Raw genomic sequence first — 17303 nt, 5'->3', positions numbered from 1 at the left:
ATGACCTACGAAGAGCTGGCCACCTACGCGAACTACGCGCTGTACTCCGCGATGGGGGTGCTCACCCTGGCGATGCTGGCCTTCGCCGGCTACCTCGCCGGACTCATGCCCGCGCGCTCGGAGCTGAAGGAGGCTCGCCGGGACGCCGAAGCGGACGCGACCCCCGACCGCTCGCTCGTCGGCGCGGGCACGGCGACCGCCGAGGCCGCGGACACGGTCGAGAGCACCCGCCCGGCCGCTCCGGCACCGCGCCGTGCCGTCGGGCGCGGGCCGGTCGACGTGGACCGCGACGAGGGGGTCTCTGCCGGGGCCCGCAAGCTCGGTGGCATCGCGATCACGCTGACGTGGCTGAGCACCGGTCTGCTCACGCTCTCGGTCCTCCTCCGCGGTCTGTCCGTGCAGCGGGCTCCGCTCGGCAACCTGTTCGAGTTCGCCGTCACCGCCTGCCTGGCCGCGCTCATCGCGTTCGCCGTGTGGTCGACGCGCCGTGACCTGCGCTGGCTCGGGCTCTTCGTCGTCGCGCCCGTGCTGCTCGTCCTCGGCGTCGCGCTCGTCTCGTGGTACACGGAGGCCGCGGAGCTGATGCCGTCGCTCCAGTCGTACTGGCTCGTCATCCATGTGACCGTCGCGGTCCTGGCGTCGGCGGTGTTCTTCATCGGCGCGATGACCGGCATCCTCTATCTGTGGCAGGACTCCGTGGAGCGGTCGGGGGCGACGTCGGTCCTGAACCGTTTCCCGCCGGCGCGCACGCTGGAGCGGCTGACCTACGGCCTGCACGTGGTGGCCTTCCCGCTGTGGACCTTCACCCTCATCGCGGGCGCGATCTGGGCGCGTCAGGCGTGGGCGTCCTACTGGAACTGGGACCCCAAGGAGGTGTGGACCTTCATCATCTGGGTCGTCTACGCCGCCTACCTGCACGCCCGGGTGACGAGCGGCTGGTCCAAGCAGCGGGCCACATGGATCGCGTTGGCCGGCTTCGTCTGCATCATCATCAACTACACCGTCGTCAACCTGTTCTTCGTCGGACAGCACTCCTACTCCGGGCTGTGACGGCACCTCGATGATCCAGTACACCCTGCTACGCCTGCTCGTCTTCGGCGCCTGCCTCTACGTCTTCTGGCTCCTGGGACTGCGGTCGGAGACCGAGCTTCCCTACCTCGTCATCGCAGCTGCACTGACCTCGATGGTCATCTCGTACTTCACCTTGCGACCGATGCGGGAGCGCTTCAGCGCCCAGATGGCCCACCGGATCGAGGAGCGCACCGCCGCCAAGGCAGCCCGTCGGCAGGACGAACCGGGGGACGAGGACGCCGAGGACGCCGAGGTCGATGACTCGTTCCGTTAGCCGGGGAACGACCAGGCGACCGGGCTCACACCGGCACCGTCCTGGCCTCCCAGGACGACGTGCGACGATACCGCTATGACCCGAGTCGTTCCCGTTCTCATCGGTCTGGGGCTGGCGATCTATGCACTCGTCGACTGCATCCAGACCGACCAGAGCAGGGTCCGCGGGATCGCCAAGACGTTCTGGCTCATCCTCATCGTCGTGGTCCCCTTCCTCGGTCCGCTCGGATGGCTTCTGGCGGGCAAGGAACGCGCTCGTCCGGATCGCGGTGGGGGCCGCCGTCGCGGTCCGCTCGGGCCGGATGACGATCCCGACTTCCTGCGCGGGCTCTAGTCCCGTTCCGCAGCGACATCGCCACCCATACCGCACCCACACCTGAGGACGACCGCCCGTGGCCACCCCCGCCCAATGGATCGACGGTGCGCGCCCGCGTACCCTTCCGGCCGCTGTCGCGCCCGTCGTCGTCGGCACCGCCGCGGCGATGGCTGTCGACTCCGAGGACCTCGGCCTGGCCCTGCTGGCGCTCATCGTCTCGGTGTGCCTGCAGATCGCCGTCAACTACGCCAACGACTACAGCGACGGGGTGCGGGGGACCGACGCCGACCGGGCCGGACCGGCGCGGCTCGTCGGCGGCGGGCGCGCCAAGGCGGAGAACGTCAAGATCGTCGCGTTCGGCTTCTTCGGCCTGGCCGCCCTGGCGGGTCTCACTCTCGTCGCCCTCTCGGGGGCCTGGGTCCTCCTCATCCTCGGGGCGGCCGCGATCGTGGCCGCGTGGCGGTACACCGGAGGCGACAACCCCTACGGCTACCGCGGTCTCGGCGAGGTCTACGTGTTCGTCTTCTTCGGGCTCTTCGCGACGCTCGGGACGCTGTGGACCCAGGCCGGACAGCTGACCTGGCCCGGCGTCCTCGGTGCGGTCGGGGTCGGCGCGATCGCGTCCGCGATCCTCGTGGCGAACAACCTGCGCGACATCCCGACCGACACCGAGCACGGCAAGCGCACCCTGGCGGTGCGGCTCGGCGACGGCAGGACACGCAACTTCTACCTGCTCCTCGTGGCGATCTCGGTCGCCTGCGTCGTGGCCGTGGCGGCCACCCACCCGCTCGTGCTCCTGGCTCTGCTCGCGCTCGGCCTGCTCGTGCGGCCGGTGCAGGCACTGCGCTCGGGTGCCACCGGGCGGGACCTCATCCCGCTGCTGGCGGCGACCGGCGCATACGAGCTGCTCTATGCGGTGCTGTTCGGCGTCGGCCTGGTCCTCAGCGTCCGCCTGATCGGCTAGCGGCCACTCGGTCCTGGCTGTGGCGTCACCGGTCCGGTGGGCCGGCCACGAGTGCGCGAACCGACCGCCGGTCGGGCTTGCCCGGTCCGAGATGGGGGATGCTGCGCACGGTCTCGACGCGGGTGGGCAGTGCCGTGGCCGGCAGGAGCGGACGCAGGCGGTCGCGCACCTCGTCCAGCGCCGGTGCGGGTGATCCCGCTACGACGAGTGTCACGCTCTCGCCCCAGAGCGGGTCCGGTAGCCCCACCACCACGCACCGGTCCGCCAGTCGCGGGTATGCGGTGGCCACGGCCTCCTCGACGACCGCCGGTGCGACCTTCAGGCCGCCCGTGTTGACGACGTCGTCGCGACGCCCGAGCACGGTGAGCACCCCGTCGTCGATGCGACCGAGATCGTCCGTGCGGAACCAGCGGCTCCCGTCCGGCTCGGTCCGGAAGGCGGTGGCCGACTGGCTCGGGCGGTCGGCGTAGCCGAGGGCGAGCGTGGCGCCGGCGAGCTCGATCACTCCGACTCCGTGCGAGTCGGGATCGGCGATCCGCATTCGGGTCACCGGTAGCGGCCGGCCGCCGTAGACGCAGCCCCCGGCCGTCTCGCTCATGCCGTAGGTCGCAACGAGGTGGACGCCGGCCGCCTCGGCCTCCGCCCGCAGTGCGGTAGGGACCGAGGCGCCGCCGACCAGCACGGCGTCCAGCCCGGACAGGGCCGTCCTGCCCTCCGGGCGGTCCAGCAGCCGCCGCACCTGGGTGGGGACCAGGGCGCTGTAGCGACGCTCATGGTCCAGCCGCCCGGCTGCCGACGCGAACGACTCGGTGGTGAAGCGACCTCCGAGGACGGCCGGTGGGGCAGCCGCGAGCACCGAGCGGACGAGCACCTGGATCCCCGCGATGTGGGTGGTGGGGGTGGCGAGCAGCCATTGCCCCGGTCCGCCGAGCACCTCGAGGGTCGCCTCGGCGCTCGCGGTGAGGGCGCTCCGGGTGAGCCGCGCGATCTTCGGGGTGCCGGTCGATCCGGACGTCCCCACCTCGACGACGACCTCGTCGGGTGCGGCCCTGACGAGGACCGCGGCGATCTCCTCGTAGGTCCAGGCGTGGGGCGCGGGCCGCGCGCTCGTGGTGTGGGGGCTCATGTCGCGAGCAGAGCGGTCACGGCGACGACGACGGTCGCGACGATCTCGCCGATCCCCGCCTGCTTCGGCGTGATCCGGAACGCCGGCACGATGGCCGCCCGCGCGGTCAGGGCCGCGAAGACCGGGGTCAGCGGTGGGGTCAGGGGGACGAGGGCCAGAGTCGCCAGCCCGTGGAACCCGACGGACAGCCAGTAGTACGGCTCGCTGCCCCGCTCCCGGATGATCGTCTTGACATACAGAACCGTCCCGACGAAGTAGAGGCCCAGCACGCCGGCGAGCAGCCAGGCGCGCTCGAGGTCGGTGCCCGCTCCGGCGTCGTAGGCGACCACCGTCATCAGGGTCGAGCCCACCGTCGTCGCGACCCCGTTCCACAGCGACCGTTCGTCCCGCACCGCGCTCGCGAGCAGACCGACGCCGAGGGGGACGACGAACAGCGGCGCCCAGCGGAGCAGGGTCGGGTCGGCGAGGAGCGTGAGGAGCGCCGCCACGGCCGCGGCGGCCGAGTAGACCAGGGCGGGTCGCCGGTACCGCGGCCCGCGGCGCGACTTCAGCCAGAGACCGGTCGCGAAGAAGGCGGCGTAGCCGAGGAACCAGAACGCCGTCAGCGGAACGTGGGTCCACGTGGGACCGGACGCGAGGATGCCGACGAGCAGGGGCGTGGCGAGCATGGCCCAGGCACCGTGCTGGGCGGGCACCCAGCCGGGCGAGCGCCTCCGTCGGCGGGTCGGTGCGGGTGACGTGGTCGTCATCGTGTGTCTCTTGCTGGTCGTCGGCTCTCGTGTCGTGTCGTGGCCGGGGGTCAGTAGTACCAGGGGAACGGAGACCAGTCGGGGTCGCGCTTCTCGAGGAACTGGTCCCGGCCTTCGATCGCCTCGTCGGTCATGTAGGCGAGCCGGGTGGCCTCTCCGGCGAAGACCTGCTGTCCCATCAGGCCGTCGTCGACGAGGTTGAAGGCGAACTTGAGCATCCGCTGCGCCTGCGGGCTCTTGCCCATGATCTCGCGGGCCACGAGCAGCGCCTCGCGCTCCAGGTCGGTGTGGTCGGCGACGATGTTCACGGCGCCCATCCGGTGCATGTCCTCGGCACTGTAGGTGCGGCCGAGGAAGAAGATCTCGCGGGCGTTCTTCTGTCCGACCATCCGCGCCAGGTAGGCCGAGCCGTAGCCACCGTCGAAGGAGCCGACGTCGGCGTCGGTCTGCTTGAACCGCGCGTGCTCACGGCTGGCGACGGTGAGGTCGCACACGACGTGCAGCGAGTGCCCGCCACCGGCCGCCCAGCCGCCGACGACCGCGACGACGACCTTGGGCATGGTGCGGATGAGGCGCTGGACCTCGAGGATGTGCAACCGGCCGCCCTCGGCCTTGACCCGGCGCTCGTCGACGCCACCGGCCGTCTCGTCGCCGGTCGGGTCGCTCGCGTACTGGTATCCCGAGCGGCCGCGGATCCGCTGGTCCCCGCCCGTGCAGAAGGCCCACTTGCCCGCGGCGCCGTTGCCCTCCGGGCCGGGGCCGTTGCCGGTGAGGAGGACTGCGCCGACATCCGGGGTGCGGCGCGCGTGGTCGAGCACCCGGTAGAGCTCGTCGACGGTGTGCGGCCGGAAGGCGTTGAGGACGTGCGGCCGGTCGAACGCGACTCGGACGCAGCCCAGGTCACGGGCCCGGTGGTACGTGATGTCGGTGAGGTTCTCGAAGCCCGGCACCTCGTCCCAGGCGCCCGGGTCGAAGGTGTCGCTGACGTTCTCCAGTGCACTCACACCGGCCAGGGTAGTTGGCCCCGAGAGGGGTCCCGACCGAGGCCCCGGTCGCGGACCGGCATAGTCTCGGACCACCATGACCCCCACTGCCGAGCCGTGTCCGTCCGAGCGACCGTCCGTCGCGGACCTGGTGGCCGCCATGCACGTCGTCTCGGTGCCGATGCGGGTGCGCTTCCGGGGTGTGACGCGGCGCGAGGTCGCCGTGCTGCACGGTCCGGCCGGCTGGGGCGAGTTCGGCCCGTTCCTCGAGTATGCGCCGGTCGAGGCCGCGCGCTGGCTCGCCGCAGCCGTGGAGGCGGCCTGGGAGGGCCCGCCGCCCGCGTTGCGGAACCGGGTGCCGGTCAACGCCACCGTTCCGGCGGTCGGGCCGGAGCGGGTGGGCGAGGTGCTCGACCGTTTCCCCGGTGCCACGACGGTCAAGGTCAAGGTGGCCGAGTCCGGCGAGGGCCTCGCCGACGACCTCGACCGGGTGGCGGCCGTGCGCGCCCACCTGGGCCGTGACGGCCTGATCCGCGTCGACGCCAACGGGGGCTGGGACGTCGAGCAGGCGCGGGACGCGCTGCGCCGGTTGTCCGCCTATGGGCTGGAGTACGCCGAGCAACCGTGCGCCTCGGTCGAGGAGCTGGCCGGGCTGCGCCGAGCGCTCGCCCGCGACGGCACCGAGGTGCCGGTCGCCGCGGACGAGTCGATTCGGCGGGCTGAGGACCCCCTTCGCGTGCGGGATCTCGAGGCGGCCGACGTGGTCGTCGTCAAGGTCGCCCCGCTCGGTGGCGTGCGTGCGGCGCTGCGGATCGTGCAGGAGTGCGGGTTGCCGGCGGTGGTGTCCTCGGCTCTGGAGACGAGTGTGGGCATTGCGGCCGGGGTGGCCCTCGCGGCGGCCCTTCCCGACCTGCCCTATGCCTGCGGCCTGGGCACGGTGGCCCTGCTCGACGGAGACGTGTCCGCGGACCCGTTGCTGCCCAGTGCCGGTGGGCTGCCGGTGCGTCCGGTCACGGTCGATCCCGAGCTGCTCCAGCGGTTCGCGGTCCCGGGTGACCGTCGCCGGTGGTGGGCGGACCGGGTCGAGGCGAGCGCCGCATACCTCTGATCGGTGGGTCCGCTGACCTGTGCGCCGCTGTGCGCTCCGACCCGTGGGCCTGCGGTCAGGACGACTCGAGCGGCAGTCCGAGGAGGGCGTTCTCGACGACCTCGGCGAGAGCGGGGTGGATCCAGTACTGGCCCCGGGCGACCTCGAGGGCACGCTGACCGAACGTCGCGGCCTGGATCAGCGGCTGGATGAGGGTCGAGGAGTGCGGTCCGATGCAATGCGCTGCGAGGATCCGGCCGTCTGGGGTCGCGTGCACCGTGAGCAGGCCGTGCGGGTCCTCGAGGGCCCAGCCCTGGGCGACGTCGCTGAAGCGCTGGGTGTAGCAGACGAACTCGGTCCCGGCCGCCTCCAGCTGGGCCCGGGTCGGGCCGAACGCGGCGATCTGCGGGTGCCCGAACACGCCGTGCGGGATGACCCGGTCGTCGAGCGTGCGCGGCTCGCCGGGTGTCCTGCCGAAGTCGACCGCGAGGTTGTGGGCGACGATCCGGGCGTGGTGGTTGGCGACGTGCTTGAGCTGGTCCTCGCTGCAGACGTCCCCGAGCGCCCACACCTCGGGCACCGAGGTGCGCAGCCGCTCGTCGACGACGAGCAGGCCGGAGGCGTCCGTCGCGAGACCGCCCGCCTCGGCGTCGATGCGGTCGGTGTTGGGATCACGGCCGACCGCGAGCAGCACCGTGTCCGCGCGCACCTGGGCGGGTCCGTCCGGACCGCCGAGTGAGAGGGTCCACTCCGACCCGTCGTACTCTGCATCGGTGACGACCGTGCCGAGGCGCAGGTCGATCCGCTCGGCGGAGACCGCCGTGTAGGTGTGGGCGACCTCCGCCTCCTCCCTGGACAGCAGGGTGGCGGAGCGCTGCACCTGCGTGACCTCGACCCCGTAGGCGGCGAAGACGTAGGCGAACTCGCACGCGACGAAGCCTCCACCGATGACGACCATCCTGCGCGGTAGGCGGTCCATTCGCATCACCGTGTCGGACGTGTGGACGCCGCGGGCCGGGTCGGCGCCGGTCAGGCCCTCGATGGGCAGACCCCGGGGTCGGCTGCCGGCCGCGACGACGATCCGGTCGGCTGTCAGCTCCTCCCCGGTCGACAGCAGCAGTCGTCGCTCACCGACGAAGCGGGCCTCGGCCTTGTAGACCGTGACGAACTCCTGGCTGACGCGGTACTCCTCGCCGCCGTCGGCGATGGGGTCGATCCTGGCGAAGACGCGGTCGCGGATGGCCGCCCAGTCGGCGCTGGCCCCGGTGACGGTCACCCCGATCCGGGAGGCATCCTCGGCCTCGACGACCCGGTCCGCCGGGAGGACGAACATCTTGGTCGGGATGCACCCGACGTTCAGGCACGTCCCCCCGAACCGACCCGCCTCGACGATGGCGATGTCGAGTCCCTCGAGCTCGTCGGTGACGAGGGTGTTCCCGGATCCGGTCCCGATGATGACGAGCTGGTGGTGCGGCATGGGCACGAGCGTACGAGTTGTCCCATGCGGTCCCTCATTCCGGGAGTGTCGTCCCCAGCCCGGTTGTGACGGTCTGGCGGGATCGCGGTGGGGCTGGCTGGATGGGGGGATGAATGCGCGGGAGGGCGAGCGGACGGTGTCCACGCCAGGGTCAGGGCCAGGGCCCGGAAGCGTCGGCGGAGCGCTGCACACGGCCGCCGTGCACGCCGCTCTGGACGAGCTCGCCTCCGCGCGGGCCCGGATCGACCGCGTGCATGCGGATGTCGAGGAGGTCGTCGCCGCCCTCGTCGCAGCGAGCGCGATCCCGTGGTCCGGCCCCGCGGCCGGCGCGTGGCGGGCTCGGGTCGGCGCCGCCCGTCGCTCAGCGGGCGTGGGCCTGAGCGACCTCACCGAGCTACGCGCCCTGCTCGAGCGGCTCGAGACCGGACCGGCTACATGACCGCGTCCAGGCACGCCGGCCACGGGGATCTCGTCGTGACCGGCGGACGGGGCGGGTTCGTCGTCGCGGTGGAGGACCTGGAGCGAGTCGTGCAGACCCTGGCGCGCTGTGCCGAGACCGTGTCGGGTGCCGCGTTCACCGTCCACCGGCTCGAGCTGTCGTCGTGGGCCGCGTGGTTCAGCGGACTGGACACCGCCATCCACCTCAGCAGGGTCGAGTGGTGCCGCGTCGGCGCCGTCACCGCGCTGCGGGACCTGGCGGTCGAGTTGGACACCCTGGTCCGGCGGACCACCTGGGTCATCACCGGCTACCGCCTCGCCGAGCAGGAGTCGGCGGCGCTCATCGCCCTGGCGCGCAGTGCCACCGTGGCCGTGACCCTCGGTGCCCAGCTCGCCGGTGCCCGGGTCGGTCTTCTGGTCGACGGCAGCCCCGAGACCGTGGAGCAGGTGCCGGTCGCCGCCGGCTCGAGAGTGGTCGTCCACGACCTCGCATCCGTGCTGACCTCCCAGTCGCTCATCTCCGGGCGTCCGGTCGTGCGGGTGATCGAGGTCGCGCAGCCGGACGGCTCCGGGGCCTGGATCGTCCAGATCCCCGGGACGCAGCAGTGGAGCCCTCGAGCGGACCCGCGCGTCCACGACCTGACCTCGGACGTCCGGGCGATGTCCCTGCGGCCGTCGGTCCTGGCCGAGACGGCGCTCGCCGCGCTGCTCGACGCGCAGGTCCGCAGCGGCCGCCCGGACGCCAGGGGCGAGCCGGTGATGTTGACCGGTCACAGTCTCGGCGGCATCGTCGCGACAGCGATCGCGGCGGACGCGAGACTGCGCGAGGAGGTCAACCTCACCCACGTCGTCACCGCGGGATCGCCGGTGGGTCACATGCCGGTGCCTCCCGGGGTCCAGGTGCTCGCTCTGGAGCACACGGGCGACATCGTGCCCCTCGCGGACCTGACGCCGAACCCCGACCTGCCCCACTGGACGACGGTGCGGCGCGACGTCCCCGACGCGACGATGATCATGCCGGGCCCCGGACCGCGGGAGCACTCGGCCCTCACCTATCGCGAGACGGCCCGGCTGGCGGTCCGCGCCGCCGAGGACGGTGGCCACCCGTCGCTCGTGGACTGGATGGCTGGTGCATCGCCCTTCCTGGCCGGGGGACCGGCGGGGGTCGCGCGTCCTCGGGACGGCCCCGGCCCGCAGCACGTCCGGGACTACCGGGTGCGGCGTCGTCCCGAGGGGGCAGGATGACACAATCGCGACGTGTTCCCGTCCACGAGCCTGGCCCGCGCCGTCGTCGACGGGCTGCTGCGGGCCGGCGTTCGTCACGCCGTCCTGGCCCCCGGCTCTCGCTCGGCGCCGCTGGCCTACGAGCTCCAGGAGGCGGACCGCGCGGGGCGGCTGGAGCTGCACGTGCGCGTGGACGAGCGCGCGGCCGGCTTCCTCGCGCTCGGCCTGGCCAAGGTGGCCCGGGTTCCCGCTGCGGTCGTGACGACGTCGGGCACGGCCGTCGCCAACCTCCATCCGGCTGTCCTCGAGGCCCACCACGGCCTCGTGCCGCTCGTCGTCCTGAGTGCCGACCGGCCTCCCGAGCTGCGTGGCATCGGGGCGAACCAGACCACCGTCCAACCCGGCATGTTCGGCTCCGTCGTCCGGGGCGAGGTCGAGCTCGACCCGGACGAAGGTGACCCTGCGTGCTGGACCGTGACGGTCCAGGACCTCGTGGCCAGGGCCGTCGGCGCGGCGACGACCGCGGCAGCCGTCGAGGCGCCGCCCGGGCCCGTCCACCTCGACCTGACCTTCCGGGAACCGCTCGTCCCCGACCTCGCCGAGTCGCAGGAGCGCACGTGGCCCGAGACCGAAGGGAGTACGTGGGCACGGGACCGGCCCGCGCCGGACCGGGCGGCCATCACCGGCCCGCAGCTGCGGCTCCCCGACCGGACCATCGTCGTCATCGGTGACCTGCCCGAGCCGGGCCAGGCGCGGAGAGTGGCCCGGTGGGCCGAGGAACAGGGCCTGCCGGTCGTCGCCGAGCCGTTCGGCGAGCAGCCGCTCGGAGCAACGGTGGTGGCGCACGGGCCGCTGCTGCTCGACACCGGGTGGTTCGCCGCCCAGCCACCCGAGCACGTCGTCGTCGCCGGTCGTGTCACCCTGTCCCGCCCCGTGCGTCGCCTCCTGACGGCAGACCCGGCGCGGGTGACCTACCTGAGCGCCGGGCCGCGCTGGCTGGGGCCGTCGTTCGACGCGGGCCGCACCCTCGACCTCGATGCCGTGCTCGAGGCGCCAGCCCTGACTGCCGGCTCCGGTCGACGTGACTGGCTGCGAGGCTGGCGCGAGGCCGCCGCGGCGGTCTCGAGGGCAGTGGCGGCCGAGTGTGCGTGGGGGAGCGGTCCCGCGCTGGCGCGCGTTCTGGCGAGCGCCCTACCCGGCGGGGCGCGCCTCGTCGTCGGCTCCTCGAACGCGGTCCGCGACCTGGACCTCGGGGTCGACTGGGCTGCCGCCCGCGGGTCGGCCGAGGCCGCGCCGGTCGCGGATCCGGGGCACGCGGATGCGGTTCGCGTCGTCGCCAACCGCGGACTGGCCGGCATCGACGGGATCGTGTCGACAGCCGCGGGCGTCGCGCTCGCCGGTGGAGGGGCGACCTACGCCCTCGTGGGGGACCTCACCTTCCTGCACGACGTCGGCGCCCTCCTCGTCGGCCCACTCGAGCGTCGACCCGACCTCACCGTCGTGGTCGTCAACGATGACGGCGGCGGCATCTTCGCCACCCTCGAGCCCGGCGAACCGGAGCGGGCCGCCGACTTCGAACGGGTCTTCGGCACGCCGACCGGCGCCCGCATCGAGGACCTGGCCCGCGCATACTCGGTCGGGTATGCGCGGATCACCTCGCCCGCGGAACTCGTCGCCGCGGTCGAGAGGGTGCCGGAGGGGCTCCGGATCATCGAAGCCATCCTCGGCCGGGGCAGCCATCGACCGGTGCGGCGCGCCCTGCGGGAGGCCGCCGAGCGTGCGACGGCGCCGCTGCGTCCCGACGCCGGAAGCGGACCGCCGGCTCCGGGACGCCCCGACCGTGACTACCCCGAGCGCGGCATGCGGATCTGAGCGTGGGCGAGGGACCCGTCGGGCCGAGGGTCGGGGCGCCGGTTTCGCGTCCGACGGAAGCCGTCAGCGCTGAAGGGGTGGCGCAGTCAGTGCATCCCGCATCGGGATGAACTTCGCGTCCGACTCGGCCACCTCGGCCTCGGGGTCGGATCCCGCGACGATGCCGCAGCCGGCGTAGATGCGCATCCGACGGTCGTCGGGGAGCAGTGCGCCGCAGCGCAGGGCGATCCCCCATTCGCCGTCGCCGGCCGCATCCATCCAGCCGACGGGGCCGGCGTAGCGACCGCGGTCCATGCCCTCGATGTCGGTGATGACGGCGTCGGCCTGAACCGTGGGGGTGCCACAGACGGCGGCGGACGGATGGAGCGAGGCGGCGAGGGTCAACGACGTGGTGCGGTCACCGAGCACCCCCGCGACGTCGGTCGCGAGGTGCATGACGTTGGTCAGGTGCAGGACGAACGGAGACTCCGGGACGTTCATGGAGAAGCAGTGCGGGCGCAGTGCGTCGGCCACGGACCGGACGGCGTACTCGTGCTCCTCGAGGTCCTTCGACGAGCGGGCGAGTGAGGCCGCCAGAGCGAGGTCGTGCTCGTCGTCACCGGTGCGCCGGATCGTTCCTGCCAGCACTCGTGAGTGCACCAGACCCTTGTCCAGTCGTACGAGCAGCTCGGGGGTGGCGCCGACCAGTCCGTCGGTCGCGAAGACCCAGGTGTTCTCATACCGTTCGGCGAGTCGCGCGAGCAGCCAGCGGATGTCGATCGGGGCGTCCGTCGCGACCTCGAGGTCGCGCGCGAGGACGACCTTGTCGAGCACACTGCTCGTGATCCGTGCCACCGCCTCGCGGACCACGGTCGCCCACTCCGGGCTGGAGAGCCCCCCGTCCGCGAACCGGACGCCGATGGGCTGCTCCGGCCTGCTGGCGGCGAGCTGGGGGACCTCGGGTGCCGAGCCGACCCCCATCGTCGTGACCCACGCCTGCTCGCCCCTCCGTCCCACGACGACCTGGGGGACGGCGAGCGTGGCACCGGCGGTGGAGTCGGCAGCATAGGAGAAGCTGCCCACGGCGATCGGTCCGGTGCCGGGGACCTTCACCTCGTCATGCACCTGGGCGCTCTGCACGAGGGCCTGCCACCACGCCTCGGCCTCGGTGAAGCGGTCGGCCCCGCGGGTGACGACGGACGCCACCCGGCCCCACCCGACGAAACCCTCGCCGCGGCGCACCCACGAGTACAGCTGATCCGCAGGCAATGCGGGGATGACGGCGAGCAGGTCGTGAGCCAGCGACAGGGGAATGGGTACCGTGCGCGCGACCAGGGGCCCGGTCCCGGCCGGCCGGTCGCTGCGGGCGCCGGCGGGGCCGGAGGCTGGCAGGAGCGTCATCGCCGCCAAGAATACGACCACGCAAGGTCGTCTCCCGGCACGGTATGGCTCGAGCCGGGGTTCGCGCGTGGGACATGATGGGACCATGACCCGCGCCAGCCTGGAGAAGGACCCTCACGACGTTGCGGCGATGTTCGACGACGTCGCCGGCCGGTACGACCTGACCAACGACGTCCTGTCGCTCGGCCAGGACCGACTCTGGCGGCGCGCCGTGGTCCGCGCGGTCGCGGCACGCCCTGGCGAGACGGTCCTCGACATCGCGGCCGGCACGGGTACCTCCAGCGAGCCCTTCGCCGACGCCGGAGTCGACGTGGTGCCCGCCGACTTCTCCCTCGGGATGCTCCACGTCGGTCGCGACCGGCGCGACGATCTCGGCTTCACCGCCGCCGACGCGATGCGACTGCCGTTCGCCGACGCGTCCTTCGACGCCGTGACGATGAGCTTCGGACTGCGCAACGTGGCCGAGCCGGCGGTGGCCCTGGCCGAGTTCCTCCGCGTCACGCGTCCCGGTGGTCGCCTCGTCGTCTGCGAGTTCAGCGCGCCGACGAACGGCGCCTTCCGCAGGATCTACCAGCAGTACCTCATGCGGTCGCTTCCGGCCGTCGCTCGACGGGTCAGCTCGAACCCCGAGTCCTACGTCTACCTCGCCGAGTCGATCCAGGCCTGGCCCGACCAGGAGGGCCTGGCGCGGGTGGTCCGCGACGCCGGTTGGGAGGGCGTCCAGTGGCGCAACCTGAGCGGCGGCATCGTGGCTCTGCACCGCGCGACCAGACCTGGGCCGAGCCCTGGCCGCGGGGACGAAGCCGCCGGTCAGCCGGGTTAGGGGACCCTAAGTGGGTTGGCGCTCAGAACGCTTCATAGACTCGCACCGCTCGTGAATGCGATCACAAGCAACGCCCGCGGGTCCCACGCGCCGCGCTTCGGTGTGCGCCTCTAGGATGAGACCGCCAGCGATGTGACCCACCGCACAACGGGAGCAGGCCCGCACAGGGGGTCCGCAGCCAGACAGCACAGCCGTCCGACTCGAAAGGGGCATCCGCGCCGATGACGAACCCCTACACCCCCATGCTGATCCTCGTCGCTCTGGGCGCGGGGTTCGTGATCTTCTCGGTCGGACTGGCCCAGATCGTGGGGCCGAAGCGATACAACCGCGCCAAGGCGGAGGCCTACGAGTGCGGCATCCAACCGAGCCCGCAGGCTGCCGAGGGTGGTCGGTTCCCGATCAAGTACTACCTGACGGCGATGCTGTTCATCATCTTCGACATCGAGGCCGTCTTCCTCTACCCCTACGCGGTGGCCTTCGACCAGCTCGGCCTGTTCACTCTGCTGGCCATGTTCCTGTTCCTCCTCAACGCGTTCTTCATCGCCGACGCCTACGTGTGGAAGCGCGGCGGCTTCGAGTGGGACTGATGACGGGGGCGCGCAGTGAACTTGACTGGAGAGAGTGCGACAGAGGCACTGACCGGCCGGCCATGGTGACCGGAACCCGCTGAGCCGGACGAACCGAACGGACAAAGGACACGTCATGGGTATCGAAGACAAGCTCCCGAGCGGACTGCTCCTCACGACGGTCGAGCAGATCGCGGGCCTGGGCCGCAAGGCCTCGATGTGGCCGGCCACCTTCGGGCTCGCGTGCTGCGCGATCGAGATGATGGCCGTGGGAACGCCGGACTACGACCTCGCCCGCTTCGGAATGGAGCGCTTCGCCGCCACCCCGCGCCAGGCCGACCTGATGATCGTCGCCGGGCGGGTCAGCCAGAAGATGGCCCCGGTCGTCCGACAGGTGTACGACCAGATGGCCGAGCCCAAGTGGGTCATCTCCATGGGCGTGTGCGCGAGCTCCGGCGGGATGTTCAACAACTACGCGATCGTCCAGGGCGTCGATCACATCATCCCGGTCGATATCTATCTACCGGGCTGTCCGCCCCGCCCCCAGATGCTGCTCAACGCGATCATCACCCTGCACCAGCAGGTGCGGCACGCACCCCTGGGCGTCAACCGGGCGAAGGCCGTCGCGGCGGCCGAGGCGGCGGCTCTCGAGGCCACGCCGACGTCGCTCATGCCCGCGACTCATGTCCACGGACATCACGAGCTGACCTCGGGACAGGGTCCGGACCACCCGTCCTTCGTCGGAAGGAACCTCCTCGCATGACCGAGAAGCAGGACGCCTCCGGCCCGGACGGTGCACCCGAGGCCGACAACCTGCCTGCCGGTCCGGGCGCGACTCCAGAGCCGGTGCAGCGCGGCGAGCGGCGCGGGATGTTCGGCGCCCAGGGAGGTGGGGACACCTCCGGCTACGGCGGTCTGGTCGCGCCGATCCTCTTCCCCGGAGCGGCGGTCCGGCCCTACGGCGGATACTACGACGACGTCGCCGACGGGCTCGAGGCCGCGCTCGGCGGAGCCGACGCCTTCGGTGAGGCCGTGTATCGCGTCGTCGTGGACCGGGGTGAGCTGACGCTCCACGTCCGGCGTGAGGAGCTCCTGCGCGTGCTCCGGGCACTGCGTGACGAGCCGTCGCTGCGCTTCGAGATGTGTCTCGGTGTCTCGGGTGTGCACTACCCGGATGACACCGGCGCCGAGCTGCACGCCGTCTACCACCTGCTCTCCATCACCCACGACGGCCGGCGGCTGCGGGTCGAGGTCACCTGTCCGGACGCAGACCCCTACATCCCGTCGGCGGTGTCCGTGTACCCGGCCGTGGACTGGCACGAACGCGAGACATGGGACATGTTCGGCGTCATCTTCGACGGCCACCCCGCCCTGACCCGCATCCTGATGCCGGACGACTGGCCCGGGCACCCCCAGCGCAAGGACTACCCGCTCGGGGGCATCCCCGTCGAGTACAAGGGCGGCACCGTCCCGCCGCCGGACCAGCGGAGGACGTACAGCTGATGACCACCCCACACACCGACGACACCTTCGCCAGCACCGCGTCCGACAGCGCGACGACGGCCGGCGGCGACTCCAGCGACGGCGACAGCTTCGTCTACGGCGACGAGGGTTATGTCGAGACCGAGGGTCGGGTCTTCCAGGCCGGCGGCGGCGACTGGGACGACCTCGTCGACGAGGCGACCTCATTGAACGAGGAGCGCATCGTCGTGAACATGGGTCCGCAGCACCCGTCGACACACGGTGTGCTCCGGCTCATCCTCGAGCTCGACGGCGAGACGGTCACCGAGGCCCGGGCGGGGATCGGCTACCTCCATACCGGTATCGAGAAGAACATGGAGTTCCGCACCTGGACCCAGGGCGTGACGTTCTGCACCCGGATGGACTACCTCATGCCGATCTTCAACGAGACGGCGTACTGTCTGGCGGTCGAACGGCTCCTGGGGATCGAGGACCAGATCCCCGAGCGGGCCAACGTCATCCGGGTGATGATGATGGAACTGAACCGCATGGGCAGCCATCTCGTCTGTCTCGCCACCGGCGGCATGGAGATGGGCGCGACGACCATCATGACGACCGGGTTCCGCGAACGTGAGCGCATCCTCGCGGTCTTCGAGATGATCACCGGGCTGCGCATGAACAACGCGTACGTGCGCCCCGGCGGGGTCGCCCAGGACCTGCCCGCAGGTGCGATCGACAAGGTCAAGGAGATCATCCCGCAGCTGCGCACCGGTCTCGGCGAGCTGGAGAAGCTTCTCAACGAGAACCCGATCCTCAAGGGACGGACGAAGGGCATCGGATACCTCGACCTGACGGGATGCATCGCGCTCGGACTCACCGGCCCGATCCTGCGATCCGCCGGCCTTCCGCACGACCTGCGCAAGAGCGATCCGTACTGCGGCTACGAGACCTACGACTTCGACGTCATCACCCGCACCGGCTGCGACGCCTACGACCGGCTCCGCAACCGCATCGACGAGATGTACCAGTCGCTGCGGATCGTGGAGCAGGCCATCGCGCGGCTCCAGGACAGTGTCGGCGACCCGGTGATGGTCACCGACAAGAAGATCGCCTGGCCGGCCCAGCTCTCCGTCGGAGGCGACGGTATGGGCAACAGCCTCGACCACATCCGCGAGATCATGGGCACCTCCATGGAGGCGCTCATCCACCACTTCAAGCTCGTCACCGAAGGGTTCCGGGTTCCGCCGGGGCAGGCCTATGTGGCCATCGAGTCGCCCAAGGGCGAACTCGGCTGCCACGTGGTCTCGGACGGGGGCACCCGCCCGTACCGCGCCCACTTCCGGGACCCGAGCTTCAACAACCTCCAGGCCACGGCGGCGATGTGCGAGGGCGGCATGCTCGCCGACGTCATCGTCGCGGTCGCCTCGATCGACCCCGTGATGGGAGGGGTGGACCGATGAGTGCAGCAGGGAGTGAGCACCCGAGCGAGCCCT

Annotated in this window: 18 protein-coding genes; 13 read left to right on the top strand and 5 right to left on the bottom strand. The window is 71.7% G+C overall.

All coding sequences use genetic code 11. The features are described from left to right. The 4 genes from ccsB (at position 1) to GA707_RS02800 (ending at position 2624) form a co-directional block, all read left to right on the top strand. Complete coding sequence (gene ccsB, locus GA707_RS02815) at positions 1–1050, top strand: c-type cytochrome biogenesis protein CcsB (RefSeq protein WP_152176862.1); 1050 nt, start codon at positions 1–3, stop codon at positions 1048–1050. A gap of 10 nt (positions 1051–1060) precedes the next feature. Next, a complete protein-coding gene (locus GA707_RS02810; protein WP_152176861.1) occupies positions 1061–1345 on the top strand; it encodes a DUF4229 domain-containing protein in 285 nt (94 codons plus the stop codon). Between the two features lie 75 nt (positions 1346–1420). Continuing rightward, on the top strand, positions 1421–1678 hold the full coding sequence (locus GA707_RS02805; protein ID WP_152176860.1) for a PLD nuclease N-terminal domain-containing protein: 258 nt from the start codon (positions 1421–1423) through the stop codon (positions 1676–1678). Positions 1679–1736: 58 nt separating this feature from the next. Further along, entirely contained in the window at positions 1737–2624 is an 888-nt protein-coding gene (locus tag GA707_RS02800) for a 1,4-dihydroxy-2-naphthoate polyprenyltransferase (RefSeq protein WP_152176859.1), read from the top strand. Positions 2625–2649: 25 nt separating this feature from the next. Here the strand turns inward: GA707_RS02800 and GA707_RS02795 are convergent, their stop codons facing one another. The 3 genes from GA707_RS02795 to GA707_RS02785 are packed head-to-tail and all read right to left on the bottom strand — an operon-like array spanning position 2650 to position 5503. Further along, a complete protein-coding gene (locus GA707_RS02795; protein WP_193315130.1) occupies positions 2650–3750 on the bottom strand; it encodes an AMP-binding protein in 1101 nt (366 codons plus the stop codon). Further along, on the bottom strand, positions 3747–4499 hold the full coding sequence (locus GA707_RS02790) for a YwiC-like family protein (RefSeq protein ID WP_152176858.1): 753 nt from the start codon (positions 4497–4499) through the stop codon (positions 3747–3749). The genes GA707_RS02795 and GA707_RS02790 overlap by 4 nt, the downstream gene beginning before the upstream one ends. A gap of 50 nt (positions 4500–4549) precedes the next feature. Beyond that, the gene (locus tag GA707_RS02785) at positions 4550–5503 is read right to left on the bottom strand and encodes a 1,4-dihydroxy-2-naphthoyl-CoA synthase (protein ID WP_226963483.1); all 954 of its coding nucleotides are present in this window, start codon (positions 5501–5503) and stop codon (positions 4550–4552) included. A gap of 76 nt (positions 5504–5579) precedes the next feature. Between GA707_RS02785 and GA707_RS02780 the strand changes: the two genes are divergently transcribed. Then, positions 5580–6590, top strand: a complete 1011-nt coding sequence (locus GA707_RS02780) for an o-succinylbenzoate synthase (protein WP_152176856.1) — start codon at positions 5580–5582, stop codon at positions 6588–6590. Between the two features lie 55 nt (positions 6591–6645). On the opposite strand, the gene GA707_RS02775 is transcribed toward GA707_RS02780, so the two are convergent. After that, positions 6646–8046, bottom strand: a complete 1401-nt coding sequence (locus tag GA707_RS02775; RefSeq protein ID WP_152176855.1) for a mycothione reductase — start codon at positions 8044–8046, stop codon at positions 6646–6648. A 109-nt stretch (positions 8047–8155) separates the two neighbouring features. On the opposite strand from GA707_RS02775, the gene GA707_RS02770 reads away from it, so the two are divergent. Genes GA707_RS02770 through menD form a run of 3 tightly spaced genes read left to right on the top strand, consistent with a single transcriptional unit; the run spans position 8156 to position 11580 of the window. Further along, entirely contained in the window at positions 8156–8485 is a 330-nt protein-coding gene (locus tag GA707_RS02770; RefSeq protein WP_152176854.1) for a hypothetical protein, read from the top strand. Next, positions 8482–9729: a hypothetical protein gene (locus GA707_RS02765; protein ID WP_152176853.1), complete on the top strand. Its 1248-nt coding sequence runs from the start codon at positions 8482–8484 to the stop codon at positions 9727–9729. Before GA707_RS02770 ends, GA707_RS02765 begins: the two co-directional genes overlap by 4 nt. Positions 9730–9741: 12 nt before the next feature. Further along, positions 9742–11580, top strand: coding sequence for a 2-succinyl-5-enolpyruvyl-6-hydroxy-3-cyclohexene-1-carboxylic-acid synthase (gene menD, locus GA707_RS02760; protein ID WP_152176852.1), 1839 nt, complete (start codon positions 9742–9744; stop codon positions 11578–11580). Between the two features lie 63 nt (positions 11581–11643). Here the strand turns inward: menD and GA707_RS02755 are convergent, their stop codons facing one another. After that, positions 11644–12960 carry an isochorismate synthase MenF gene (locus tag GA707_RS02755; RefSeq protein WP_152176851.1) on the bottom strand — a complete coding sequence of 439 codons (1317 nt, stop codon included), beginning with the start codon at positions 12958–12960 and terminating at the stop codon, positions 11644–11646. A gap of 85 nt (positions 12961–13045) precedes the next feature. On the opposite strand from GA707_RS02755, the gene GA707_RS02750 reads away from it, so the two are divergent. The 5 genes from GA707_RS02750 (at position 13046) to GA707_RS02730 (ending at position 17270) form a co-directional block, all read left to right on the top strand. Further along, a complete protein-coding gene (locus GA707_RS02750; protein WP_152176850.1) occupies positions 13046–13783 on the top strand; it encodes a demethylmenaquinone methyltransferase in 738 nt (245 codons plus the stop codon). A 221-nt stretch (positions 13784–14004) separates the two neighbouring features. After that, positions 14005–14370, top strand: a complete 366-nt coding sequence (locus GA707_RS02745) for an NADH-quinone oxidoreductase subunit A (RefSeq protein ID WP_152176849.1) — start codon at positions 14005–14007, stop codon at positions 14368–14370. A 115-nt stretch (positions 14371–14485) separates the two neighbouring features. Continuing rightward, positions 14486–15112 carry an NADH-quinone oxidoreductase subunit B family protein gene (locus GA707_RS02740; RefSeq protein WP_152176848.1) on the top strand — a complete coding sequence of 209 codons (627 nt, stop codon included), beginning with the start codon at positions 14486–14488 and terminating at the stop codon, positions 15110–15112. Then, positions 15109–15852, top strand: a complete 744-nt coding sequence (locus GA707_RS02735; protein WP_152176847.1) for an NADH-quinone oxidoreductase subunit C — start codon at positions 15109–15111, stop codon at positions 15850–15852. Before GA707_RS02740 ends, GA707_RS02735 begins: the two co-directional genes overlap by 4 nt. Further along, on the top strand, positions 15852–17270 hold the full coding sequence (locus GA707_RS02730; protein WP_152176846.1) for an NADH-quinone oxidoreductase subunit D: 1419 nt from the start codon (positions 15852–15854) through the stop codon (positions 17268–17270). Before GA707_RS02735 ends, GA707_RS02730 begins: the two co-directional genes overlap by 1 nt. Positions 17271–17303: the final 33 nt, after the last annotated feature.

Source organism: Nostocoides sp. F2B08 (assembly GCF_009184895.1).
Classification (GTDB): domain Bacteria; phylum Actinomycetota; class Actinomycetes; order Actinomycetales; family Dermatophilaceae; genus F2B08.
This window is presented reverse-complemented; position numbering and strand designations above follow the sequence as displayed.